General features: G+C 44.8%; 22 protein-coding genes. 8 read left to right on the top strand and 14 right to left on the bottom strand.

The window, feature by feature from the left end; translation table 11 throughout:
* Positions 1–7: 7 nt before the first annotated feature.
* From HMPREF9708_RS03565 to rsmG, 4 genes are read right to left on the bottom strand one after another with little or no spacing between them, the layout of a single operon-like run.
* Positions 8–211 carry a DUF951 domain-containing protein gene (locus HMPREF9708_RS03565; protein WP_006308730.1) on the bottom strand — a complete coding sequence of 68 codons (204 nt, stop codon included), beginning with the start codon at positions 209–211 and terminating at the stop codon, positions 8–10.
* A 26-nt stretch (positions 212–237) separates the two neighbouring features.
* Positions 238–1,116: a ParB/RepB/Spo0J family partition protein gene (locus HMPREF9708_RS03560; RefSeq protein WP_006308729.1), complete on the bottom strand. Its 879-nt coding sequence runs from the start codon at positions 1,114–1,116 to the stop codon at positions 238–240.
* Positions 1,106–1,870 carry a ParA family protein gene (locus HMPREF9708_RS03555; RefSeq protein ID WP_006308728.1) on the bottom strand — a complete coding sequence of 255 codons (765 nt, stop codon included), beginning with the start codon at positions 1,868–1,870 and terminating at the stop codon, positions 1,106–1,108. The genes HMPREF9708_RS03560 and HMPREF9708_RS03555 overlap by 11 nt, the downstream gene beginning before the upstream one ends.
* Before the next feature lie 15 nt (positions 1,871–1,885).
* Positions 1,886–2,611, bottom strand: a complete 726-nt coding sequence (gene rsmG, locus HMPREF9708_RS03550) for a 16S rRNA (guanine(527)-N(7))-methyltransferase RsmG (RefSeq protein ID WP_006308727.1) — start codon at positions 2,609–2,611, stop codon at positions 1,886–1,888.
* 261 nt (positions 2,612–2,872) lie between these two features.
* On the opposite strand from rsmG, the gene HMPREF9708_RS03545 reads away from it, so the two are divergent.
* Positions 2,873–4,348 (top strand): helix-turn-helix domain-containing protein, encoded by a 1,476-nt coding sequence (locus HMPREF9708_RS03545; protein ID WP_006308726.1) that lies wholly within the window; start codon positions 2,873–2,875, stop codon positions 4,346–4,348.
* Between the two features lie 72 nt (positions 4,349–4,420).
* On the opposite strand, the gene mnmG is transcribed toward HMPREF9708_RS03545, so the two are convergent.
* The 10 genes from mnmG to rpmH all read right to left on the bottom strand — a co-directional run bounded on the left by mnmG (position 4,421) and on the right by rpmH (position 15,765).
* Positions 4,421–6,334 carry a tRNA uridine-5-carboxymethylaminomethyl(34) synthesis enzyme MnmG gene (gene mnmG / locus HMPREF9708_RS03540; RefSeq protein WP_006308725.1) on the bottom strand — a complete coding sequence of 638 codons (1,914 nt, stop codon included), beginning with the start codon at positions 6,332–6,334 and terminating at the stop codon, positions 4,421–4,423.
* On the bottom strand, positions 6,334–6,831 hold the full coding sequence (locus HMPREF9708_RS03535; RefSeq protein WP_006308724.1) for an NUDIX hydrolase: 498 nt from the start codon (positions 6,829–6,831) through the stop codon (positions 6,334–6,336). Before HMPREF9708_RS03535 ends, mnmG begins: the two co-directional genes overlap by 1 nt.
* 10 nt (positions 6,832–6,841) lie before the next feature.
* Complete coding sequence (gene mnmE, locus HMPREF9708_RS03530) at positions 6,842–8,218, bottom strand: tRNA uridine-5-carboxymethylaminomethyl(34) synthesis GTPase MnmE (protein WP_006308723.1); 1,377 nt, start codon at positions 8,216–8,218, stop codon at positions 6,842–6,844.
* A gap of 136 nt (positions 8,219–8,354) precedes the next feature.
* Positions 8,355–9,530 (bottom strand): GerMN domain-containing protein, encoded by a 1,176-nt coding sequence (locus tag HMPREF9708_RS03525; RefSeq protein ID WP_040447759.1) that lies wholly within the window; start codon positions 9,528–9,530, stop codon positions 8,355–8,357.
* A 353-nt stretch (positions 9,531–9,883) separates the two neighbouring features.
* Positions 9,884–11,557, bottom strand: coding sequence for an alpha,alpha-phosphotrehalase (gene treC / locus HMPREF9708_RS03520; RefSeq protein WP_006308721.1), 1,674 nt, complete (start codon positions 11,555–11,557; stop codon positions 9,884–9,886).
* Positions 11,558–11,567: 10 nt separating this feature from the next.
* Positions 11,568–13,082 (bottom strand): PTS system trehalose-specific EIIBC component, encoded by a 1,515-nt coding sequence (gene treP / locus HMPREF9708_RS03515; RefSeq protein ID WP_006308720.1) that lies wholly within the window; start codon positions 13,080–13,082, stop codon positions 11,568–11,570.
* Between the two features lie 142 nt (positions 13,083–13,224).
* A complete protein-coding gene (gene jag, locus HMPREF9708_RS03510; protein ID WP_006308719.1) occupies positions 13,225–14,277 on the bottom strand; it encodes an RNA-binding cell elongation regulator Jag/EloR in 1,053 nt (350 codons plus the stop codon).
* 19 nt (positions 14,278–14,296) lie between these two features.
* Positions 14,297–15,133 (bottom strand): membrane protein insertase YidC, encoded by an 837-nt coding sequence (gene yidC, locus HMPREF9708_RS03505; RefSeq protein WP_006308718.1) that lies wholly within the window; start codon positions 15,131–15,133, stop codon positions 14,297–14,299.
* On the bottom strand, positions 15,114–15,503 hold the full coding sequence (rnpA, locus tag HMPREF9708_RS03500; protein WP_006308717.1) for a ribonuclease P protein component: 390 nt from the start codon (positions 15,501–15,503) through the stop codon (positions 15,114–15,116). The genes yidC and rnpA overlap by 20 nt, the downstream gene beginning before the upstream one ends.
* Before the next feature lie 124 nt (positions 15,504–15,627).
* Entirely contained in the window at positions 15,628–15,765 is a 138-nt protein-coding gene (gene rpmH / locus HMPREF9708_RS08110; protein ID WP_006308716.1) for a 50S ribosomal protein L34, read from the bottom strand.
* A 675-nt stretch (positions 15,766–16,440) separates the two neighbouring features.
* Between rpmH and dnaA the strand changes: the two genes are divergently transcribed.
* The 7 genes from dnaA (at position 16,441) to rpsF (ending at position 25,879) form a co-directional block, all read left to right on the top strand.
* Complete coding sequence (gene dnaA / locus HMPREF9708_RS03495; protein WP_006308715.1) at positions 16,441–17,775, top strand: chromosomal replication initiator protein DnaA; 1,335 nt, start codon at positions 16,441–16,443, stop codon at positions 17,773–17,775.
* Between the two features lie 159 nt (positions 17,776–17,934).
* Entirely contained in the window at positions 17,935–19,083 is a 1,149-nt protein-coding gene (gene dnaN / locus HMPREF9708_RS03490; RefSeq protein ID WP_006308714.1) for a DNA polymerase III subunit beta, read from the top strand.
* Positions 19,084–19,299: 216 nt separating this feature from the next.
* On the top strand, positions 19,300–19,530 hold the full coding sequence (yaaA, locus tag HMPREF9708_RS03485; RefSeq protein ID WP_006308713.1) for a S4 domain-containing protein YaaA: 231 nt from the start codon (positions 19,300–19,302) through the stop codon (positions 19,528–19,530).
* 5 nt (positions 19,531–19,535) lie between these two features.
* Positions 19,536–20,660, top strand: a complete 1,125-nt coding sequence (gene recF, locus HMPREF9708_RS03480; protein WP_006308712.1) for a DNA replication/repair protein RecF — start codon at positions 19,536–19,538, stop codon at positions 20,658–20,660.
* Positions 20,660–22,579, top strand: coding sequence for a DNA topoisomerase (ATP-hydrolyzing) subunit B (gene gyrB, locus HMPREF9708_RS03475; protein ID WP_006308711.1), 1,920 nt, complete (start codon positions 20,660–20,662; stop codon positions 22,577–22,579). The genes recF and gyrB overlap by 1 nt, the downstream gene beginning before the upstream one ends.
* Positions 22,580–22,615: 36 nt before the next feature.
* Entirely contained in the window at positions 22,616–25,246 is a 2,631-nt protein-coding gene (gyrA, locus tag HMPREF9708_RS03470; protein ID WP_006308710.1) for a DNA gyrase subunit A, read from the top strand.
* A 333-nt stretch (positions 25,247–25,579) separates the two neighbouring features.
* Entirely contained in the window at positions 25,580–25,879 is a 300-nt protein-coding gene (gene rpsF / locus HMPREF9708_RS03465; RefSeq protein WP_006308709.1) for a 30S ribosomal protein S6, read from the top strand.
* Positions 25,880–25,893 lie beyond the last annotated feature (14 nt).

Here is a 25,893-nt window from a genome sequence, read left to right as displayed (position 1 = left end):
TCTCTTTCTATTCTTGGTCTTGATGGTGGACGAGGACGCGCTTTAACTTCTTCTCGAAGTCGCGCCGTGTCATGGTCACGACATGGGCACAGTTTTGACATTTGATTCGAATGTCCATCCCCATCCGGATGACTTGCCAGGCATTGCTTTGACAAGCATGGGGTTTTTTCATTTCGACAATATCGTATTTGTCATAGTTCTTATCAACCATTGTTTCCTCCTCTGTCAAATGGTCCCTTAGCTTTGAATCTCAAGAATCTCTAGGATCCTTGTCAAATCTGCATCACTGACATATTCGATTTGAATCTTCCCTTTATCACCCTTTGACACAATCGTCGTGGTCGTGCCAAACTTCTCTTCCATCTTTTGCTCGAGGTCGCGGATAAAAGCCGGTTTCTTGGTGGGTTTATTGGGTTTCTTTTTGACAGGTTGCGTTTGATTATAGGTCTGGACTAATTCTTCCAGTTGGCGGACTGTCAAATGGTCTTTTACAACCCGTTGGGCGACTTTGATCATCTGTTGCTTATCCTTCAAGCCTAGAATGGTTCGGGCTTGACCCATTGACAACTTGTCTTCATTGACAAAGGCCTTGATCGGATCAGGCAATTGCAGGAGTCTGAGGTAATTGGCAATGTAAGGACGACTCTTACCGATCCGTTCAGCTACATCGGCTTGGGTCAAGTTCAAGGTCTCCATCAACATATTGTAGGCCTCAGCTTCTTCTAAGGGACTCAAGTCCTCCCGCTGCAAGTTCTCAATCACTGCGATCTCAATCATGGCTTCTTCATCTAAGTCCCGGATAATAGCTGGGATCGTCTCCTTACCTGCGAGGCGGGAAGCACGCACACGGCGTTCCCCTGCAATCAACTCATAACCCTTAATGGTCGACTTACGCAGAATGATTGGTTGGAAGACACCGGTCTTCTGGATCGAATCGGCTAATTCCTTCAAGCTGGCTTCATCAAATTGCTTACGTGGCTGGTAGGGGTTGGGTCGAATCTGGTCCAAGCGAATCTCAGTTACCACTTCATTGTCATTGGGAATCTCTTCATAGATGTTACCGAAGAGGGCATCCATTCCACGCCCTAGGCCTCCCTTAACCTTCTTATTGGCCATTCTTCACCACTTCCTTTGCAAGTTCTTTATACATGAGGGCTCCACGTGACCGGGGGTCATAATCAATGACGGACAAACCATAAGAGGGGGCTTCAGAGAGGCGGATATTGCGGGAGATGACCGTATCATAGACCTTCTCTTGGAAATACTTACGGACTTCATCTACCACTTCATAGCCTAAATTCGTCCGGGCATCGAGCATGGTTATTAAGACACCCTCGATCCGAAAGTGTGGGTTGTAGGATTTCTGGACCAGCCGAATGGTATTTAACAATTGGCTGAGTCCTTCTAAGGCATAATATTCAGCTTGGACTGGGATCAAAATGGTATCCGAAGCAGTAAAAGCATTAATTGAGAGCTGCCCCAATGAAGGCGGACAATCGACTAGGATATAGTCATACTGGTCCCTGACCGGTTGGAGAGCTTCTTTAAGCCGCGACTCACGGCCTTCAAGGTGGATCAATTCAATCTCAGCTGCTGCGAGGGAGATAGTTGAGGGAACAATATCTAAGTGGTCTCTTGAGGTATGGAGGATACTTTCTTCAATACTCACACCATCAATGAGCACTTCATAGAGACTATTCTTCACATCGCCTCGTTCAATCCCGAGACCTGAACTGGCATTGCCTTGAGAGTCTGAATCAATGATTAAGACTTTCTTGTCCATTGCCGCCAAGGCAGCTCCCAGATTGACAGTAGTCGTGGTCTTACCGACCCCGCCTTTTTGGTTTCCGATTGCGATCATTTTTCCCATTGAATCCCTCCTTGATTAGTGAATGGGTTGCTTGCTGGGCTTACCAGCCTTACGTGGGTACTTGTTCGGCGTGTCCAAGGTCTTCTGAACCTTTACCAGGCTGCGCTCTCCTGCCTGGTGGGGTAAGTGATAACACTGTACCCCTTCCAATTTACCCCCCAGGGTCTTGATGGCTACTTGGCCCGCTGCTACTTCTTCTTGGGTCTGTTGGTGGCCACCCTTTAAGGCGATGAAGTAGCCGCCTTTTCTAACCAGCGGTAGGCAGTATTCAGCTAAGATATCTAAGCTGGCTACCGCCCGTGCTGTCACCAGGTCAAATTGGCCGCGGTAGGCTGGGTTTTGCCCGACATCTTCTGCCCGGCCATGGACTAAGTGGAGGCCTTGCAAGCCTAGGTCTTCTTGGACCTGGTGGAGAAAGTTAATCCGCTTGTTCAGTGAATCCACAATAGTCAATTCAATTTCAGGATGGATCAACTTGAGGGGAATTCCTGGAAAGCCGGCTCCTGCCCCCACATCACATAGCTTCATTTGATAATGGTCAAAAGGTTCTTGCCACAAGACTGTCAAACTGTCAAAGAAGTGTTTCAAATAGACTTCTTTACGGTCGGTAATGGCGGTCAAATTCACCTTTTGATTCTCATCAATTAATCGTTGGTAGTAGCGGTCAAACTGGTCGATTTGTTGTTGACTGAGCTGAATGCCTACCTGGGCCAATGCTTGGATAAATTCTTCGAGGGTCATTCCCATCAGCTCCTTAAAGGGTTAATCTGTGAAACAATTGTTCCACGCTCTCCTTCACTTTACTAAAGTTAAGAATAAATAGCAATCACTTGAAAGATGATAATAACATTAAAAAAAGGAATGATAGCGGTTGTTTTATTACAAATTGTATTTATTACAATTGGAAAAAATGCTATAATTTCTCCTACTGTGGCTTTAACTGGCTTCATAGCCTGGTTTAGCTAGTCCTTATTTTAATAATTGTAATAGGAGGAAATTTCAGTGTCCGTATTTATGTCGAATGCTAAATTAAGACGTCTTCAACTGATTGAATACCTGGAGGATCAGATCCAGGTCAAGACTTTTAAAGAAGTGGCCGATCATTTTTCGACCACCCGGCGCAAGATCTATGAAGACCTCTTACATATTAAGTCAGTTTTTCCCGAGATCCTCATCAAGACCACACCCGAAACAATCTATTTGCAACTACCTGGCTATAAACGGATCGATTATTACTACCAACAGATGATCCAATCCTCCAACGCCTTCAAGCTCTTGAACCTGCTCTTGCGGGAAAATCAAATTGAACGTCCAGAAGCCATTCGGCGCTTAGAAGTCAGCCAGTCCTCCCTCTACCGTCTCGTCCAAGACTTAAATACAAATTTGCTGGAGGATTACCAACTGAACCTTCAGATCACCCCGCTGAGTCTGGATGGGAGTGAGGAAGCCATTCGGCGATTCTATTGCCAGCTCTTCTCTGAAACCTTCTCCATGATGGATTGGCCCTATCCGGAATTGGACGTCCACCAAGTCCACCAGGTCATGCGCTTAGGGGCCAAGGCCTTTGACTTTCACTTAAGCTTTGACAAGGTTCACAAATGGATGACACGAACGGCGATCAACCTGGTCCGCAATCATTATGGTTATTATTTAGATCTTGAGGAGGACTTGTTGAATTATGTCCACCAGCAGATCCAGCAAAGTCCTGATTGGCCAGCCTTCCAAGCAGCTTATCAAGCAGCAACCCATCTGACCTGCACACCCCGCCTCTTGATCGAGTGTTTCTATCCTCATATTCACGAAGCCTTTTGCATGGATCAACCCAAGTCCAAGCAAGAAGAAGCCAACCAGAATACCTATCAAGCTATTCAAGACTTTTTAGCGGGTTTTACAGACCATTTTAAGATTGAGCTCGAGGATACCCACGACTTAGTTCAAGACCTCTATGAAACCATCCAGCTAAACCAGCAAAACCTATTGCGTCCACTCTTTGTCAGTCGACGCGATCAGTTTATTCAAGGTTTCCGCATGGACTTCCCCCTCATCTATGACTATTTGACACAAGAGATTACCAGCATTGCCAACCACCTAAACTTGAAACCTTGCGAGGAGGATAGTCTCATTCACCAGCTCGTCTATACGGCAATTATTAAGCTCAGTCCTCTATTTGAACAGGTCTACCGCGAACAAACTAAGATCAAAGCACTCGTCGTCACAGATTTAGAACCCCAACAGCGACAATTTATCATGATTTGGCTCAAACAACGGATGGGGGACCTGGTAGAAATCATTAATTTCGCGGGTGAAACCCCCTGTCCCTACGAGATTAACAAGTATGACTGCGACATTATTGTGACCAACTTCCAGCTAACTGGTATCCAGGACCGCCCGATTTTGTGGGTCGAAGAATACCCTTCCGCCAAGAATTATATCAACTTGGCTTATATGATTAATGAGTGGCTTTACTTGCGAAAGTAGGATTTGACAAGCTAAACAAAAAGGATTTGACAAGCTTGTCAAATCCTTTTTTTATTTGTCATCCGGCTCTTTTTACGGTTTCACCCGGTCCGAAACACGCGCAATCTTACCTTGTTGGATATAGATGGACAGGATGGCGATGTCAGCGGGGTTCACACCCGATATCCGGCTGGCTTGACCAATATTTTCCGGTTGGATCAATTTCAGCCGTTCACGTGCTTCGGTGGCTAAACTATCGACAGCATCATAATCAATATCTTCCGGTATTTTCTTAGATTCCATGGCTTTGACTTTGTCAATCTTATGGAGGGCCTTGCGAATATAGCCCTCATACTTGATCTGAATCTCAACTTGCTCGGCTACTTGACGGGAAATCGGCTGGGGGGGAAGTGGGAGGAGGCTGGCCAAGCCGGCATAGGTAATTTCAGGCCGCTTCAAAAGTTCACTAGCGAGAATCCCATCCTTGAGGGGGGTGGAATGAACTTGCTGGAAGTATTCAGCAAGGCCTGGCGTCTTCGTTGTTAACCGAATCTTAGCTAACCGGTCTAATTCATCAGCCACTGCCTGCTGTTTGGCTATAAAGGCCTGATACCGGTCTTCAGACAGCAAACCAATCGAATAAGCCAATTCACTCAAGCGCAAGTCCGCATTATCATGGCGTAAAAGCAGCCGGTGCTCCGCTCTTGAAGTCAGGAGCCGGTAGGGTTCCGTCGTCCCCTTGGTAACTAAGTCATCAATCATCACACCAATATAAGCTTGTGACCGGGGGATGATGACGGCTTCCTTATCTAAAGCCTTATGAGCGGCATTAATCCCCGCTATAATCCCCTGACCTGCGGCTTCTTCATAACCTGAGGTGCCATTCATTTGACCGGCAGTAAAGAGGCCGGGGACCTGGCGGACCTCTAAACTGAGAGTCAACTGGTGAGGCACTAGGACATCATATTCAATGGCATAGCCGGGTCGCATTAGTTCAGCCCTCTTGAGACCTGGTACTTGGTGCAGAATCTGGAGTTGGACATCCTCTGGCAGGGAAGTTGACAGCCCTTGTACGTACATCTCCTTGGTGTGACGTCCTTCTGGTTCAATAAAGATTTGGTGGCGGGGCTTATCTGAGAATCGAACAATCTTATCTTCAATCGAAGGACAGTAGCGGGCTCCAACCCCTTCAACCATACCCGAGAACATGGGCGACCGGTCAAGGTTCTGCCGGATCACTTCATGACTGGCATCATTTGTATGGGTCAACCAGCAAGAAATCGAATCTTGGAGGTAGTCCTCATCCGGTGTCTCGTAAGAGAAGTGGTTTGGCTTTTGATCGCCTGGTTGCTCCTCTGTCTGGTCAAAGTCCACCGAATCGCGGTGAACCCGTGGCGGCGTTCCGGTCTTGAAGCGAACGAGGTCTAAACCTAATTCTTGAAGGTGGTGCGATAATTTGACCGAAGGTAGGGTGTTATTGGGCCCCGAAGCATAATTCAATTCTCCAATGATAATCCGACCTCTTGATGAGGTTCCAGTGGTTAGAACGACCGACTTAGACCGGTAAATGGCACCAGCTGAAGTGATGACACCATGACACTCCCCATCTTCAATGAGGAGTTGGTCGACCATGGCTTGTTTCAGGTCTAAGCCCACTTGGTTCTCTAGCGTCTCCTTCATTTGAACGGAATAAGAAGCCTTATCGGCTTGCGCTCTTAAGGCTTGAACGGCTGGGCCTTTACCTGTATTGAGTAGCCGCATTTGAATATAGGTCTGGTCAATATTCTTGCCCATCTGACCACCGAGCGCATCAATTTCTCGGACGACCACTCCCTTAGCGGGGCCACCGATCGAAGGATTACATGGCATGAAGGCAACCATTTCCAAACTGATCGTCACCAGCAAGGTCTTACAACCCAACCGGGCAGAGGCCAGGGCCGCTTCACAGCCTGCATGGCCGGCTCCAACGACAATGACATCATATTGTCCTGCTTCAAATTTTTCCATTAGATTGACTCACTCCTTTCTGGCATAAAGTCCACTTGGTAATCCATCAACCGACCATCGGCATCATAGCTAAACTTGGCCCAGAAGAAGGGCTTATGATCGAATAGCCACTTGAGGTAGATCAAGTCCCCTTCCCAGGTCGGTAGCTTTAGAACTTGATCATAGTCTACCCAAGCTAGGGTCCCCTCATCACAATCTTCAATCAAGTCTCCTTCAAATTCCGTCACCCGGTAGACAAAGGAGTACCAGTCCTGACCATCCTGAGTGAAGTTGGGGAAGGAAATAAATCCTTGAGGAATCAGGGTAATCGCCCGAAGCCCAGTCTCTTCTAGGATTTCTCTCTTGGCACAGTCGATCGGGCTCTCACCGGCTTCAAATTTGCCTCCGACACTGACCCATTTACCTTGGTGGATATCATGAGCCTTTTTATTCCGGTGTAATAAGAGAAATTGATGACCATTATCCAGATAACAGATGGTTGATAATTGTTGTAACATCTTATGCCTCCTATTTTCCTAAGCAGAATTGGCTAAACAATTTGTCCAAGAGTTCATCTTGAACACTTTCTCCAGTAATTTCACCCAGGAGGTCCCAGGCCCTGACGTAATCAATCTGGATCAGGTCAACTGGTAGTCCTGCTTGACTGGCTTGAATGACTTCATCCAGGGCTTGAATAGTTTGTTTCAAGAGTTGGGTATGTCGACTGTTCAAGAGGTAATTAACATCCTTCATATTAAGGCCACCTTGGTAGAAGAAATCCGCAATCCGGTCTTCTAGGGCCTGGAGATTTTGATCGGCAACCATTGACAAAACAATCCATTCATCCTTTGTCGCAAGCTTTGACAGTTGGTCTAAGTCCATTTGACAGGGTAAGTCTTCTTTGTTTAAGACAATCAGACGCTTTTGGTCCTTTGTCAATTCTAATAATTCTTTGTCGGTGTCGGTCAAGGGTTCGCTTTGGTTTAAAACCAAAATAATCAAATCAGCCTTAGCCATGATTTGTCGGCTCTTTGTCACACCGATTTGCTCAACCACTTCATCCGTCTCACGGATCCCAGCTGTATCAATCAAATGCAGGGGGACCCCTTTGACATTAATATATTCTTCAATACTGTCTCGGGTTGTCCCCTCGATCTCGGTAACAATTGCTTTGTCAGATCCTGTCAAACGATTTAACAGACTTGACTTGCCAACATTGGGCCGTCCAATGATGGCCGTTTGAATTCCTTCTCGGAACAAGCGTCCTCCCTGAGCTTCTTGTAAAATAGATTGGACTTGTTCTTTGACAGTCAAAGCAGTCTGACGCAATTGGTCATTTGACATGTCATCGACATCATCATATTCAGGATAGTCAATCGTTACTTCAACTTGGGCCAGGGTCTCCAGCATCTCTTGCCGGAGAGCACTGATCTTAGTGGAGAGAGAGCCTTGTAGTTGGTTCATTGAAGCTTCCATGGCCTGACTCGTCTTGGACTGGATGACATCCATTAGAGCTTCCGCTTGTGACAAATCAATCCGCCCGTTCAAGAAGGCCCGCTTGGTAAATTCTCCTGGTTGGGCCAGACGCGCACCCAGTGATAAACAGACATCGAGAATTGATTGAACAGCCATCATGCCACCATGACAGTTAATCTCGACAATATCTTCTCGCGTATAGGTCTTAGGCCCTCTTAAGATTGTCACCATGACTTCATCAATCACTTGGCCTTCTTGATTACAGAGATGCCCATAATGAATGGTGTGGGAAGCTACTTGATTCAAGTCCTTGCCCTTAAAGACTTGGCTGACCCAATCAATCGCTTCGGGCCCACTCATCCGAACAATGCCAATCGCGCCTTCACCCAAGGCAGTCGAAATCGCCGCAATGGTATCCGAAATGTACATTAGAAACGCTCCTTTCTCTTTCATATAAAAAAGTGCTCGACGAAGAACCCGGTTGGATCGATTCGTAAGCACTTTGACTGCTTTTATAATTGCTTTGGTTATTGTAGCAAAACCTCACCCAATCCGCAAGCCAGACTTAAGGACCCAGTATCAATTCTTCTGTCATTACAGCAGCTTCAGCTTGCTCACTCGCCTGAAGCCAATTCGGGTCGACCTGATAGGTTGAAGCAGGTGGTGCAGGGAAGGTGGTGGTTAACATCCAATTTCCTTGAACCAGGACTTGGACTTGTTGAACCTTGAAATGGTCTGCCACATTCTGGACAATGGCCGCAATCACCGCATATTCTCCAGCGGGATGCTGGCTAAAGCTGGCGACCACACCGGGACTAAAACTCACAGTGGCAATGCCTTGTTGGTTTAATGAGACATCCAGGACTTGGATATCTGGACCGATCCAAGCTTGGTCTTGGAAGAGCCGTTGAAAGGATTGAGCCAGGCCATCATTGGTCTGCCAAGTTCTGGCGACCCTCTCAGACTCCAGCATCGGTCCAGTCGTAGGGCCAGAGGCCTTGGGGATGTATGTTGGAGCTTGATAAACAAACATCACATCATCTTTGACGGATTTTAATAGGCGAATAGGATTAGCAGCCTCCTGCCAAGCAGCCACGCAGCCCAGCTGGGCCACATAGACTTCATGTAAATCTCCCCCTTCTTCTTGGGTGACCACTTCAATTGCATGTTGGTAGTCTTGGCCCGCAATGTGAATCTGGTCATAGAGGGCCACGATTTTACTTTGCTGGTTGGCGGTTCTTTGCCAAGTTTGACCCTCTTGTAAGGGGGCCTGCAAGATCACCTCAGCCTGGTCTAGTTGGTTTCCCTCCAAGGCTTCCTTTAGATAATTCGTTAAGGGCACTTCTGGAACCACTTGACCATAATGCTCAATAGACTGGTCATTCCAGCGGTAGAGTTGGTTGGTCACCTGGTCCCCTTGAAGCTGACGGACCTGCAGGGTCTTCTGGCTGTCATCTAAGTATTCCACGTATTCTTTGGTCCCAGATTGGTCGATCTTTAACTGGTTAGCGCGATAAGGGATGAAGTCTTGTAAATCATAGACCGCGGCCTGGTCTGCTGAGGTCCAAGTAGTTGGGTCAATCAAACTAGGAGACTCTACAGTGGTTTCCTGGGGTGATTCTGATAGGGAATCCCCTTCACGACTGGTCATTTTCTCTTGTAATTTTGCTTGATTTTCTTTACTCAACTGAATCATCGGTTCACTACTACATGCCGTTAAAGTCAAGAAGAATAAAGACAATAAGAATAATCGTTTGCTAATCCTGTCCACCCCCTTAAAGTAACTTTTATTATACCACAGACCATAGGTGTGTTCATACTTTGATTATCAGATATTAACCCTCAAAAGTCTCGCTAATAAAATTCCCTTAAAATAAAGCAAAAAACACCGAATGTTTAATGGTAGGAAGCTTGATGCAAGAGGTATACTTTTGCAGCTGGATCCCACTCTTAAAGGACCACTGAAAAACTATCAAGGAGAACAAGTGGTTGGTCCTATTTTACATCAAACATTCGATGTAGGATGGTTTCAAATTTGGAATTCTTCTCAAATGATTTGGGCAGTCGAGAAGGGCAGAGGATCATCTGATTAAATTAACTAAAGCGATAAACAACCGTTTCAAAAGCGTCCAAAATCAATTGGTTCTGGCCTTGATAAGTAGCTGGTGAGGCCCCATTTCCGATAAGCTTCTCAGCTTTTCGCCCTTGAAATTCTTCAGGAAGGTCTACTTCAAGACGTCCTTCACCAAAGTGGCCTAGTACGAGTAGTTGGTCAAGACCTTGATCGGTCTCTAATTCCCGCACATAAGCCATGATGGACGGATGGTCGAGCAAGAGCCCCCGATAGCTTCCTTCTTGAATGACGGGTAAGGCCTTACGAAGACGGATTAAGGACTGGTAGTAAGCGAAGATGTGGTCTTCTTCTCGTTCTCTGGCCACATTGACCTGTGGATAATTGCTGGCCACTGCAATCCAGGGCTGACCTTGGGTAAAGCCTGCATGGGCTTGGTCATTCCACTGCATAGGGGTCCGCGAATTATCCCGCGACTTGGCTTGGATAATAGCCAAGGCTTCTTCTTCAGACAGCCCATCCGCCAGCATTAATTGATAGTAATTCTTGGTCTCCACATCCTGATAGTCATGAATCGAGGTGAAATTAGGATTGGTCATCCCAATCTCTTCGCCTTGATAAAGATAGGGCGTTCCTCTTAGAAACTGGATGGTGGTGGCTAGTAAAGTCGCTGTCTCATAAGGGTATTGGTCAGGGTTACCGAAACGACTGGTTGCTCGGGGTTGGTCATGATTATTCAAGAAAAGGGCGTTCCAACCTTGAGTCATGCCGACTTGCCATTCATCAATAATCCGTTTGAATTTGAGGAAGTCGACCGGTGGATTGGACCATTTCTCACCCTCTGCATAGTCCACCTTCAAATGGTGGAAAGAGAAGATCATCGATAACTCTTGTTCTTGAGGATTGGTATATTGAACCCCAGCTGGTACAGAAGTGGAAGACATCTCGCCAACTGTAATAAAGGTCGGGTCCTTAGCAAAGGTGGCTTGGTTCATCTCCTTAATCCACTCATGCACAATCGGTTGGTCGGTATAAAGGGCCCGTTCCTCCAGCGAACCAGGTATCTGACTATCGACTAGGTCAGTTGGCTTGCCGATCACATTCAAGACATCAAAGCGAAAACCCTTGACTCCCTTATCGAGCCAGAAATTAATAATCCGGTAGATTTCCTGGCGCACCTGTGGGTTATGCCAATTCAAATCTGCTTGCGTACGATCATAGAGGTGCAGGTAATATTGGTCTGTTTGACCAAATCGTTCCCAGGCAGGTCCACCAAATTTGGAATGCCAATTGGTCGGTAGAGACCCATCGGCCTTCAAGGGACGTAGATAATAATAGTCTTGATAATAAGGATCTCCTGCCAGGGCCTTCTGGAACCATTCATGTTCGGTCGAAGTGTGGTTGAAGACCATGTCGAGCATGATCTCCATCCCACGTTCCTTGGCTTGCGTAACCAATTGGTCAAAATCCACCATGGTCCCAAATTTCGGATCGACTGCGCAGTAGTCTTGAACATCATAACCATTATCATTCTGAGGCGAAGGGTAAAAAGGGCTGAGCCAGATCATATCCACACCTAAATCGGCTAGGTAATCCAGTCGCTGGATGACCCCTTGTAAATCTCCAAATCCATCGCCATTACTATCTTGGAAAGATCGAGGATAGATCTGATAGATTACACGTTGGCCTAAATTCATACTGAGCCTCCTATTTGTTCTGGTTAAAGAATGGCAGGTCAAAGTCTAAGCCGGCATCTGTTAAGAAGTTGATCTTCTTAAATAAGAGGGTTAATCCAAAAGGTACGACAATCGCAACGAGCATGGCGATGATAAACCAGAGCATGGAAGGTTGTTGGATCACGAGGAAGCCAGGAAGACCCCCAACCCCGATCGAATTGGCTGTGACACCCGTCATGGTTGAAATCAGTCCCGCAATACCTGAACCTGTCATCGCGGCAATGAATGGGAAGACATACTTCAAGGTTACCCCGAACATGGCAGGCTCCGTTACACCGAGATAGGCTGAGATATACGAAGGAACGGTAATCTGGTTCTCTTCTTCATTCTGACGGGTCATCCACCAATAAGCCAGAACAGCAGACCCTTGAGCAATATTTGATAGGGCAATCATTGGCCAAAGCACAGTTCCACCATTGGAAGCAATCAATTGGGCATCGATCGCATTGGTCATATGGTGAAGCCCTGTGATGACTAGCGGTGCATATAAAGCACCAAATAAGAAGCCAAAGATGGCCTTCAATGGACCGGTTAAGCCCCATGTTACGCCCTTAGCAATCCAGTCCCCAATCCACCAACCTACAGGTCCAAGAATGGTATGGGCTAGGATAACCGCTGGTAAGAGGGCTAGGAAGGGCACAAGAATCATTGAGAGGTATTCAGGGATGTGTTTACGCCAGAATTTCTCCAGCCAAGCCAGGGTAATCCCTGCAAACATCGCAGGTAGAACTTGGGCTTGGTACCCAATCATGTCGAGCTTGAAGAAGCCAAAGTCCCACTGAGGAACGGTCCCTTGACTGATTGCATCAGCAGCCTCATAGGCATTCAAGAGTTGGCCCGATACTAAGGTAATCCCTAGGATAATCCCTAGGATCTGAGTGGTCCCCATCTTACGAGTGACGGACCAGGTAATTCCAACTGGTAGGAAGTGGAAGATCGCTTCCGCAGGTAACCACAAGAAGGCGTTCACCCCTGACCAGAATTGAGAAACATCGGTAATCGTATTCCAGATAGGTGTTCCATCGGCATTGGTCTGTAGGACGCCATCCACTACCTTTTGGCCGAGGCCTTGGAAGCCAACCCCTTCGAGAATGTTCCGGAAACCTAAAATCAAACCACCGACAATGATCGCTGGAATAATCGGTGCAAAGACTTCCGCTAAGAAGGTCATCAGCTTCTGCCACCAGACCTGGTTACTCTCAGCTGCCGTCTTCACGTCTTCCTTGCTTGAAGCCTGAATCTGAGTATGTTTAGCAAATTCTTGGTAGAAATCTGCCACCTTGTTACCGATAATTACCTGAAATTGCCCCGCTTGGGTAAAGGTCCCCTTAACGGATGGCAGGGCTTCGATTTCCTTCACAGCTGCTCGAGCTGGATCTTTAAGGGCAAAGCGCATCCGGGTCGCACAGTGAGTCACTGCCTGGATATTTTCATCGCCCCCAATGAGTTCGTGCAATTTTTTTGCATCTTCTTGAAAGTTTGCCATATGTCTTCCTCCTTTATATCTTGAAGATAGTTTGATCATACCATGAAAACGTTTGCTTCACAAACTTTTAGACAGGTAAAAATCAAGATTTTTCCCAAAGAAAAAACTTTCTCCCAGATATCTGGAAGAAAGTTGTGAAATATTATGCTTCATAATCAACAACTAGGTAGCGGTTAGGATCTTTCCCCTCTGAGTGAGTCGAAATATGGTCCACCTTACTTAAGTAGGCATGGATTTGTTTACGTTCGTAGGCTGGTAAAGGATCTAAAATCATGGTCTGCTTAGTCCGTAAGACTTCTTCTGCCGTACGTTGCGCCATCTGCTCTAGCACATTTAAGCGACGATCACGATAGTCGCCCACATTTAATAAGACAGACAAGCGACGACGGTTGCGGCGGTGGATGAGTGTCTGAACAAGAATTTGCAAGGAATTAATGATCCGACCATGCTTACCAATGACAAGACCCGACTTATCCGTCTCAATATTAAAGATCACTTGGTTATCGCTGGCAACATAGTGAACCTTGGATTCTGCCCCATATTCGCGGACAACAGCTTCTAAATAAGCGCAGACTTCATCAAATTCTGGGTAATCTTCAACTGCAGAGGCAACCTGTTCTTCAACTTCAGGCGAAGGTTGAATCGTGGATTCACCTAATTCATCCTCACTTGATGGAAGTGGTTCCTCGGCATCTTTAGATGCAACGACCTCTTTGGAATTAACTGCTGAAAGGACTTCATCTTGATTGTCATCTTCTTGATTGTCAGTTGAATCGAGTGGTTCAACCACTGGATGACTGGCTTGGTCTTGAGGGGCATCTTCATGCCTAGAAGTAATGGCTTGTTTTACGGGTTCATCGCTTTCTTCAAGGCTGACCGCAGCTTCCTCTCTTTGTTGATTATTTTGCTTGATATAATCCGCTGTCTTGGATGGTTTCTTAACCGATACCGTCTCAAGAGAGGACGCTTGGCGACCTGTTTCCTTTTCTAATTCACGCGTCATCTCTTTCATGGAAAGATCGGATTGACTGGTAATACTGACAACTGCTTCCTGCTTCCCAAAGCCTAGAAAACCTTTCTTCCCTTCGCTAATCACACGAATCTCTGCTTGGTCTTGAGTAATGCCTAACTGGTCCAAGCCTTTTTGGATAGCAAGTTCTACACTCTCAGCACGAATCACTGCATTCTTTAACATTGTATTTCCTCCTCTTCTTCTACCGACGCTTCTTGGCTTTTTTGAGCGCTTTGCGTAATTCCCGTTCACGTTCTCGCTCAGCTTGCAACTTGGCTTCCCGTTCTTGAATAATTGTGTATGGATTATTGAAGACGAGTGTCGTGACAACGGAGACAATATTTCCGACCACCCAATAGAGGCTGACGGCACTTGGTAAGCTCATTGAAATAAAGAAAATCATCAAGGACATCAGATACATCGGATACTTGGTGGCTGGATTTTGAACTGGATTTGCTTTCATATTTAAATAAGTCGTCCAAAATGTCAAGCCAGCTGCTAGAATTGGCAGAATAAAGTAAGGATCTTTTTGCCCTAAATTCATCCATAAGAAATGGCCCTGTCTTAGAACTTCCGTTCTCGAAATCGCTTGATATAAGGCCATCATGATCGGTAATTGAACCAAGAGGGGCAGACAGCCCGCAAATTGATTGACCCCTCGCTCTTCCATCAAGGCTTGTTGTTCAGTCTGCATCTGTTCCATCGAAGCCCGATCCTTATTGGGATATTTGGCCTTAATCGCCTCAATTTCAGGCTGAATCTCCATCATCTTACGCTGAGACTTCATCTGAAAAAGGTTCAAGGGCAGTAAGAGTAGGCGAATGACCAGCGTAAAGACAATAATTCCCAAGGCATAAGAGCCACCCAATAGTTGGCTTAACCAGATAATAAATTGGGAGAAGTGATACAGGATCACACCATCCCAGAGTCCTGTTGACTGTGAGGTAATCGGTTCATTGAGATTCCCACAAGCTGATAGAAGGACTACCATCCCCAATAAGGCGATTTGTTTCCATTGATTACTTCGATTTCTTTGCATGTTGACCCCCTGGTGATTGCTTAATTTGTGTCACATCGATAATATTGGCCAGCTTCATCACATGAATCAGTGATTCTTTGACTTGTTCGACTGATCGTCCTCGAATATCTTGGCGTGCGATCAATAAAAAGTCAATATCCGGCTTGATGGCAGCCTCTAGTTCATGGAGGGCTTGTCTTAGATAGCGCTTAATTTGATTGCGAACAACCGCATTGCCCAACTTCTTACTAACAGACAGCCCGACCCGAAAATGGTCTTGACCAGGCTTGGGATAAACATAGACCACCACTTGACGATTGGCAATGGACTTGCCTTGATGAAAGACACGCTGATATTCTTTTTCCTTTTTGACACGATATATTTTCTTCAACTGATTCCCTCATCACTTTATAAAGTCACTCTATCCATTATAACAAAAATGTTCTTAAATGAAATCTGAACCGATCTGAAATTTAATAAAAAAAGGATTCCCCTGAGGGAACCCTTGCTCTGGATTAAGCAGATAATTTCTTACGTCCCTTTAAGCGGCGTTTGCTTAGGACACGACGGCCATTCTTAGTACTCATACGAGCACGGAAGCCATGTACTTTACTGCGGTGACGTTTCTTTGGTTGGTATGTTCTTTTTGACATGCAATCCACCTCCTCTTGAAGATTTCTAAAACAATACTTAAATATCTTATAAGAATTGAGGATATAAAGTCAAGTATTTTTCGTATTTATTCACGAATTCTATCAGACCTTTTGGATCATGTCTTTCAATCCGATCAATCAGGTCTCTCACGATCGAATCCACCCTGGCTAGAAGGTCAAGGTCAAGCTTTAGAGGCTAGGCCGCCCCTTATTCTTATAATCCATCATGTAATCCCTACTTTAATTTATTTTGGTCTTTTCAAGAAATACAAAGACCAAGCCTTAATACCGGCTAAAATTAGACCCTAATCAACAGCTTATCCACAGGTCTGTCAAAATCTTGTGGATTCTTATTGCTTTTTTCCAACCTTATCCACCCAGGATTTATTTTTTATCCACTCATTGATTGGAAATGAAACTTTTAAAAACTTATCCACAGAAATTGTTGATAAGGTCTATAAAGCTTGATAGTGATTGGTTTTAATCCTATCTTTTATCCACAATTACCAGTTAATAACAGCTATTCTTTCAAGAGATCCACAACTTTTATTCACCTGTTGATAAGTGAGTCGTGGATATGTCAATAAGGTAAAGTCTGCCATTTTTGCTTGTGGAAAAGTCTAGATATGATACAATAAAAACAAATAAGCGCATAATGTTTAAGAGGTGATAGATGTGGAAGAAAAAGACCTCTTCTGGCAAGGTGCTTTAGATTACTTAAAAGATATCCTTTCAATTTCCTCCTTTAATGCCTGGGTCTCCCCTGCTAAGTTGACCCGGATTGGAAATCAATCGATCACAATTGCAGTTCCTAACCCAATGACCAAGAAGTATTGGGAGAACCACCTGGTAAATTTCATCCTGCAATATAGTCGAGATCACTATGGGGTTGAATACGAGCCCCAATTTATTATCTATAAGGAAACTAAAGCCCCCTCTCATGAGAATGCCATCAATGAAGACCAGCCGGTAGAAGTCCCCATGTTCTCTGATTCACGGCTCAACCCTTCCTATACATTTGATAATTTCGTCATTGGAGAAGACAATAAGATGGCAGCAGGTGCCGCCTTGGCTGTCAGTGACGGTCCGGGTAAGACCTATAATCCTTTTCTGATCTATGGTGGGGTCGGTTTGGGTAAGACCCACTTGATGCAAGCAATTGGGAATGAAATCCACCGCAAAAACCCACAAACTAAGATTAAATATGCGACCAGTGAGTCCTTTGTAAATGACTTTATAACGAGTATCCAGAATGGTTCGCAAAAGCAATTCCGTGAAATGTATCGCGAGATCGACGTCCTCTTAATTGATGATATTCAATTTCTCTCCAAGAAAGACGCTACCCAGGAAGAATTCTTTCATACCTTTAACGAACTCTACAATAATAGTAAACAAATCGTTCTAACTTCTGATCGTTTACCCAATAATATTGATAATCTTGAAGAACGGTTGATTTCCCGCTTTAAATGGGGCTTATCAACAGATATTACTCCTCCTGATTTGGAGACGCGAATTGCGATTCTACGCAAGAAAGCAGCGAATGACCGACTCGATATTGATTCTGAGACCTTAACTTATATTGCCAATAATGTGGATACCAATATTCGTGAATTGGAAGGAGCCTTAATGCGGGTCATTGCCTTTGCCGCTATTGAAGGGCGTGAAATTACCAGTAACCTCGCCTCAGAAGCACTGGCAAGTATCTTCGGTCAGGACCAAGAAAAATCCCTGACACCGGACTTGATTATGGACCGGTGCAGCCAATATTATGGGATTCCCGTTAAGGAAATTATCGGTAAGAAACGCAATAAAGAAATCGTCCATGCCCGTCAAGTCGCTATGTATCTGGTCCGCGAATTAACTGAGCTCTCATTCCCTAAGATTGGAGAAGCCTTTGGTAATAAGAATCACACAACCGTCATTCATGCCTACGAGAAAATTCATGCTGATCGTAAGTCTGATCCTGAATTACAGGATTCCATCAATGCCATCAAAAAAATCCTCACTTAACCCCTTGTGGATAAAGAGGAATTGATCAACAAGTAATAAACAACCCTATCGACAGGTAATTACCGCAACAGGATCGCCTTTCACCGCTTTATCGGCAGAATTCACATGCCCTACTATTATTACTTATTTAAAAAAATAATTATATAAAGGAGTTCCCCTATGAAATTCACCATTAACCGTGCTAGCTTCACGCAACAAATCAACCATGTTCAAAGAGCGATTCCCACTAAGACCACGATTGATATTCTCTATGGAATTAAATTAACGGCTAATTCAGAGGGTCTAACCTTAATTGGGAGTGATGCCGATATTTCAATCCTCAGTCTGATTGCTGCAGATGACTCGATGGCAGATTTAGTGATTGAGGAAGAAGGCGAAGTGGTTTTACCTGCTCGTCTATTAAATGACATCATCAAGAAACTACCCGCAGATGAAGTTTCCGTTTCTGTTAATGAACGACATGTTGCTACCATCCGGTCAGCTAAAGCCGAATTTCAAATTGCAGGTAAGGATGGCAACCAATATCCACGATTACCTGAAATTGATGCGACCACTGAGATTCAACTTCCAACCCTAGCCTTTAAGAATTTAATTAATCAAACGATTTTTGCAGCTTCTAACCAAGAATCTCGCCCCATCCTAACAGGTTTGCATTTAACACTTGAAGAGGGTTATATTAATGCAGTGGCAACAGACAGTCACCGTCTCTCACAACGGCAAATTCCATTAGAATTATCAGACCAACAAAAAGTCTTCCAAGCTTTGACTATTCCTAAGAAGACTATGAATGAATTGTCAAGGATTGTCCCTGATGAGGCTCAATTGACCCTGACCGTGTCAAACCAACAAATTATCTTCCATTTTGACGCGATTACAATTTATTCACGGCTCTTAGAAGGAAACTATCCTGCTACAGATCGTTTGATTCCTGAATCAAGTGAGACAGACCTAGTCGTTAATTCGCTCGATTTCCTCCAAGCGATCGAACGGGCTTCCCTAATGGCCCATGAGGGTAAGAATAATATTGTCCAATTAGACTTACAAAATAACCAGGCTGAACTTTCGGTAACAGGGAATGAAATTGGGAATGTCGCTGAAATGATTGACTATGAATCCTTGACCGGACCTGGTCTTAAGATTTCCTTCAATCCTGATTACATGAAAGAAGCCTTACGATCTTTCGGTGATTGTTCAATTCGGCTACAATTTAATTCACCTGTGCGTCCTATGCTCTTATCCCGTCTTGAAGTGAGTGAAGTGCCACATAATGAATTGATTCAATTACTCACTCCTGTTCGCACCCATTAATCATTTAATAATAAAAGCCGAAAAATTTTCGGCTTTTTTTGTTGGCTTAAAATAAAGGGTAAAATCTCGCAAATAAGCAAGATCACCTAGTCAGATGATCATGGGTATTTATAAGGGGGAAATAAGGCTAAAATCGACTTATTTCGCCAAAAATTTGAGTTTTAGGCCAATTAAGACTATAATTAAACTATCAAATAAATGGCTGAGAGGGATTCGATGGAGGAAGAAATCATTGTATTAGAAGATTCATTTATTACGCTCGGACAGGTTCTAAAGTTAGTGAATCTTATTTCAAGTGGTGGGATGGCTAAGTGGTATTTGAGTGAATTTACCATCCGTGTTAACGGTGAGATCGAGGATCGACGAGGTCGAAAGTTGTATCCTGGTGATCAAATTGAATTTGTAGAGGACCAATTAAAGGTGATTCTACAGGATCAAGAAGCTTAATCACCATGCAGATTGATCAACTCAATTTAACAAATTTTAGAAATTATGCGTCACTTGATTTGACATTACATCCAGGATTGACCCTAATCACTGGAGAGAATGCCCAAGGAAAGACCAACCTCCTTGAGGCAATTTTTTTGTTATCACTGGCCAAAAGTCATCGTACCAACCGTGACCAAGAGCTCATTCGTTGGGGAGCTGACTTTGCTAAGGTAGCTGGTCAGATTACCAGTAAGAATCAGACCTTTCCCTTGGAAATTCGCTTAACTGCTAAGGGAAAAGTTGCCCGCTACAACCATTTAGACCAAGCCAAGTTAAGCCAATTTATTGGCCGGTTAAATGTGATTCTCTTTGCACCAGAGGATATGCAATTTATCAAGGGATCGCCGCAATTACGCCGTCGCTTCCTGGATAGTGAGTTGGGTCAAATTCATCCTGTTTATTTACAGACCCTCTTGGATTACCACCGTCTACTCAAACAGCGCAATACCTATTTGAAACAAGGTCGTGATCAACAGCAATTGGATCCCTTGTATCTGGAGATCTTAACAGACCAGCTAATCGACCAGGCGGTCACGATTATCAAATACCGACTGACCTTTATTCAAAAGCTACAATCTATCTCTCAAAGCCTCCACCATCAATTATCTGATCAACGTGACCATTTGGAAATTGTCTATAAGGCTTCCTCTTCCCGCCTCGACTATCAAGCAGATCAGACCATTAAAGACCAATTGGAGGCCCTCTTTGCCCAGGCGAAGTCAAGAGAATTGGACCAAGGTGTGACCCTCTATGGCCCTCACCGAGATGATCTCTTATTCTATTTGAATGAGAATCTCGCCGCTCACTATGCTTCACAGGGCCAACAGCGGACGATTATTCTCAGCCTTAAACTAGCTGAGTTAGAGCTCATGAAGGACTTGACAGGCGATTATCCAATATTGCTATTGGATGACGTGCTTTCTGAATTAGATTCTAAGCGGCAATTGATCTTGATGAATCAAATTGAAAATAAAGTCCAGACCATTCTAACCAGTGCCACCCTTGACCAAGTCCAGATTAAAGATTTAGATCACGCTGAATTATTATGGGTACAACAAGGAACCGTAAGTAAAGGAGCAATTAAATAATGGCAGATACAAATCAAAATCAACAGTATAATGCAGACCAAATTCAAGTATTAGAAGGACTTGAAGCGGTCCGGAAGCGACCCGGTATGTATATTGGTTCAACCTCAAAGGAAGGACTCCACCATCTTGTCTGGGAGATTGTCGATAATGCGATTGACGAAGCCTTGGCAGGCTATTGTACCCATATTGAAGTGACCATTGAAGCAGATGGTTCGATTACGGTTGCGGATAATGGCCGGGGGATTCCGGTTGATATCCAGGCTAAGACCGGTCGACCAGCAGTCGAGACCGTCTATACGGTACTGCATGCCGGGGGTAAATTTGGTGGTGGTGGTTATAAGGTATCAGGTGGACTCCATGGTGTGGGGGCTTCTGTAGTGAATGCCCTATCCAGTCAGTTGTCAGTTGAAGTGGCTCGTAATGGCCAGATCCACCGCATTGAATTTGAACGTGGCAAGATTTTAAGTGAGTTACAAGTAGTTGGCCAACAGTCTGAGACTGGAACCAAGGTCAACTTCTTCGCTGATCCAACCATCTTTACTGAAACAACCGATTATCATTACCAAACGCTCAAGGAACGAATCCGAGAGCTCGCCTTCTTGAATAAGGGGCTCAAGATTAGTTTAGAAGACAAGCGATTAGACCGCGAAGTAGCAGATTCCTACCAATTTGAAGGTGGTATTAAGTCTTATGTGACCTATTTGAATGAAGATAAGACGGTCATCTTTGATGAACCGATTTACCTGGAAGGTGAAATGGATGGCATAGCCTTGGAAATTTCCTTGCAGTATACGGATTCCTACTATACCACCATTGCTTCCTTTGCCAATAATATTCATACCCATGAAGGGGGAACTCATGAATCTGGGTTCAAGACCGCTTTGACCCGGGTCATTAACGATTATGCCCGTAAAACCAATCTGATCAAAGAGAATGAAGAAAATCTAACGGGTGAAGATACCCGTGAAGGCATGACTGCGATTATCTCTGTCAAGCATCCAGACCCCCAATTTGAAGGGCAAACAAAGACCAAGTTAGGGAATTCAGAAGTGCGAACGGTGACTGACCGGTTATTTAGCCAGCACTTTGAGACCTATCTCTTAGAGAATCCGAAAGTGGCTCGGACGATTGTCGATAAAGGGATCTTAGCCGCTAAAGCTCGTCGAGCAGCCAAACGGGCCAGAGAGATGACCCGGAAAAAATCCGGCCTGGAAATTGCCAACTTGCCAGGGAAATTGGCCGATTGTTCTTCTAAAGAAGCTGAGAAATGTGAACTCTTTATCGTCGAAGGGGATTCAGCGGGTGGATCAGCCAAGCAAGGCCGGTCTCGGATGTACCAGGCAATCCTTCCAATTCGTGGTAAGATCTTGAATGTCGAGAAGGCTTCGATGGATCGGATTTTAAATAATATGGAAATACGGTCCCTCTTTACTGCTATGGGAACGGGCTTTGGCGAAGAGTTTGATGTCAAGAAGGCCCGCTACCATAAACTCATTCTGATGACGGATGCGGATGTGGATGGGGCACATATTCGTACCCTCCTCTTAACGCTCATTTTCCGCTATATGCGCCCTCTTCTGGAAGCAGGTTATGTGTATATTGCCTTGCCCCCTCTTTATAAGATTAAGCAAGGTAAAAAGGAATGGTACCTTGATACCGATGAGGAATTACGGACTTGGCAGGCTGAGAATCCTGATGCGCGGTATTCTCTCCAGCGTTATAAGGGTCTTGGTGAGATGAATCATGACCAATTATGGGAAACAACTATGAATCCAGCCAACCGGCGGATGCAACGTGTGAAGATTGAAGATGCCGAACAAGCCGATCGAATTATGGAAATGTTGATGGGAGAAGAAGTGGAGCCACGTCGAGATTTTATTGAGAAGAATGCTGTATATGTTCGTAATCTAGATGTCTAGTGATCCCTGGTTGAGTGGAGAAAGAAAGGAAACAAAATGACTGAAGAAAATTTTGATACAGCTCAGCAGACTTTTGAAGAAATTAATTTGCCAGATGAGATGCGCACCTCCTTCCTCGATTATGCGATGTCGGTCATTGTAGCACGTGCCTTGCCGGATGTGCGGGACGGTCTAAAGCCAGTTCATCGTCGAATTCTCTATGGGATGAATGAGCTCGGTGTGACACCAGACAAGCCCCATAAAAAATCGGCACGGATTGTCGGAGATGTCATGGGTAAGTATCACCCCCATGGGGACTCCGCGATCTATGAGGCCATGGTACGGATGGCGCAGCCTTTCTCTTACCGTCAGTTACTAGTCGATGGCCATGGTAACTTCGGTTCAGTGGATGGTGATGGTGCGGCCGCTATGCGGTACACTGAAGCAAGAATGTCCAAGATTGCTCTGGAAATGCTTCGAGATATCAACAAAGATACGATTGATTTCCAAGATAATTATTCTCAAGAAGAAAAGGAACCCGTTGTTCTGCCCAGCCGGTTTCCCAATATCTTAGTGAATGGGGCTTCTGGGATAGCTGTGGGAATGACCACCAATATTCCCCAGCATAATCTGGAAGAAGTGATTAATGCCCTGCAATTATTGATGAAGGATCCTGATATCAGTGTGGAAGAATTGATGAAGGCCATACCGGGACCTGATTTTCCTACTGGGGGAATCATTGTTGGCCGATCAGGTATTCGCAAGGCCTACAAGACAGGTAAAGGTAAAATCATTGTCCGTGGCAAGGTAGAGATCGAGCATTTCGGTCAGAACCTTGAACGGGAACGGATTGTCGTCACTGAGATTCCTTACGGCGTCAATAAGGCCAAATTGGTTGAGCGAATTGCTGAGTTAGGTCGGGAGAAGCGGATTGAAGGAATTACCTATATTGCCGATGAATCCAACCGTGACGGGATGCGGATTGTTGTCGAGGTTCGACGTGACATCTCCGCCCAAGTGGTCCTCAATAATTTGTACAAACAGACCGCCCTACAGACGAATTTCGGTATTAATATGCTGGCGATTGATAGGGGGGTTCCAAAGGTCCTCAATCTCAAAGATATCCTTGTAAAATACCTCGTACATCAAGAAAATGTCATTACACGCCGGACCGAGTTTGAAAAGAAGAAGGCCCAAGAGCGTGCCCATATTCTAGAAGGACTCCAGAAGGCCTTAGATGTAATTGATGAAATTATTAGCTTGATTCGTTCATCTAAAGACCCAGAGACTGCCAAAAATGGCCTGATGAATCGTTATGATTTTACACCTCTGCAAGCTCAAGCTATTCTGGACATGCGGATGATCCGGTTGACCGGTCTTGAACGGGATAAGATCAAGGCAGAACTTAATAATTTACGTGAATTAATTGACCGTTTGACAGCGATTCTTAGTTCACAAGAGCGGATTTATGAATTAATTTATGATGAGCTCCTAGATATTCAAAAACGCTTTAATGATCCTCGCCGGACGGAGATCCAATCCGGTGAAATCAACCATATTGAAGATGAAGACCTGATTGAAGAAGAAGATATTCTTCTCGCCCTCACACGCACAGGCTATATTAAGCGGATGGGTGAAGATGAATTCCATGTGCAAAATCGTGGCGGTCGAGGAGTGAAAGGAATGGGACTGGCAGATGAAGATTCCATCCAATGTCTGGTCTCAGCTTCAACGCATGACAGCTTGCTCTTCTTTACCAATTTCGGTAAGGTCTACCGGACAAAGGGCTATGACATCCCTCAATATGGTCGAGCTTCCAAGGGGCTACCGATTGTCAATCTCTTGAACCTCGATGAAGGTGAGTTTGTCAAAGAAGTTGTCAATAGCCGTCCTCAGGATGACAAAGAGAGCTATTTGACATTTGTCACCAAATTTGGAGTTGTCAAACGAACGGCTGTCAAAGACTACGATAACATTCGAACCAACGGGTTAATTGCAATTAACCTACGTCCAGGCGATGAACTGATTAATGTCTTGGTGACAGATGGGCAACAAAAGATTCTGATTGCCTCACGCCAGGGCTATGCGGTCAGCTTCAATGAAGCAGACATCCGGGTGATTGGTCGGAGTGCAGCCGGTGTCAAAGGGATGACCCTCCGGCAAGAGGATGCAGTCATCGGTGCCATTCTGCTCGAGGCGGATAAACAAGTCCTCGTCGTCACTGAGAATGGCTACGGCAAACGAACAGTGATTGACCAATATGCGATCCGCAACCGGGGAGGTAAAGGGGTCAAAACAGCCAACCTTTCAGCTAAGAGTGGCCAGTTAGTGGCGGTAGCATCCGTCAGCGAAGCCGATGACCTCCTGATTATGACGAATGAAGGCATTGTGATCCGAATCCACGCTGCAACCATCTCCTCTTCTTCACGCGATACCCTAGGTGTCAAAGTGATTCGTTTAGATGAGGGAACCACGGTCGATAAAGTTGTGGTTATTCAGACTGGTTTAGAAGAGGAAGAAGCGTCGGACGAAGAGGATTCAGTCAGTGAAGAAGATGAAAGTCTCGAATCCGATGATAGTTCTCAAGCTGCAAATGAAGTGGCAGATCCTGATGACCTTGACCAAGCAAAAATTCAAGACCTCTTAGACCGGGCAAAAGAAGATTCAGAATCCCCTGAAGAATTCTAGTCGAACGGTTGCAGTGAAGGTCTGACATCATTTAAAAAAGAAAGACATCGAATGTTTCACGACTGGGGACCACCCTTCAAGCTTTGCTTTGGAGGGCGGTCCCCTTTAATTAAGCATTGGAGACTGCCTTCTTGTTTTTTTTCTCCCCAATCATCATTTTGATTTGCCATAAGTTGAGCCATGGTCCTTTATAGTTGATAAAGAACGACTATCTTACTGAATTAAACTTGCAAATAGCTGGCAAGGATGGTAGAATCTCTGAATGTGAGTTATTAGCTATCTAGCTACTACTCCTTGCTCATTTGAGCCATTAGACCAAAAGGAGGTGCAGTCATGGAAAATTCAACAAAATATGAAATTCTTTATATTATTCGTCCTGATATCAATGATGAAGCGAAACAAGAATTAATTGCGCGTTTCGACAAGATCTTGACCGATTTAGGAACGGAAATTGTTGAGTCTAAAGACTGGGCGAAAAAACGTTTAGCATACGAAATCAACGATTATCGTGAAGGGATTTACCACCTTATCACGCTTAACGCTGAGAATGCGGACGGAATCAACGAATTTGATCGTCTAGCACGAATCAATCGTGATATTTTACGCCACATGATTACTAAAGTTGAAGCTTAATTAATGTTTCACGT

It is taken from the genome of Facklamia languida CCUG 37842 (assembly GCF_000245795.1).
GTDB lineage: Bacteria > Bacillota > Bacilli > Lactobacillales > Aerococcaceae > Facklamia > Facklamia languida.
Note: the sequence above shows the minus strand (reverse complement) of the source record. Positions and strands in the feature narration are given on the sequence as shown.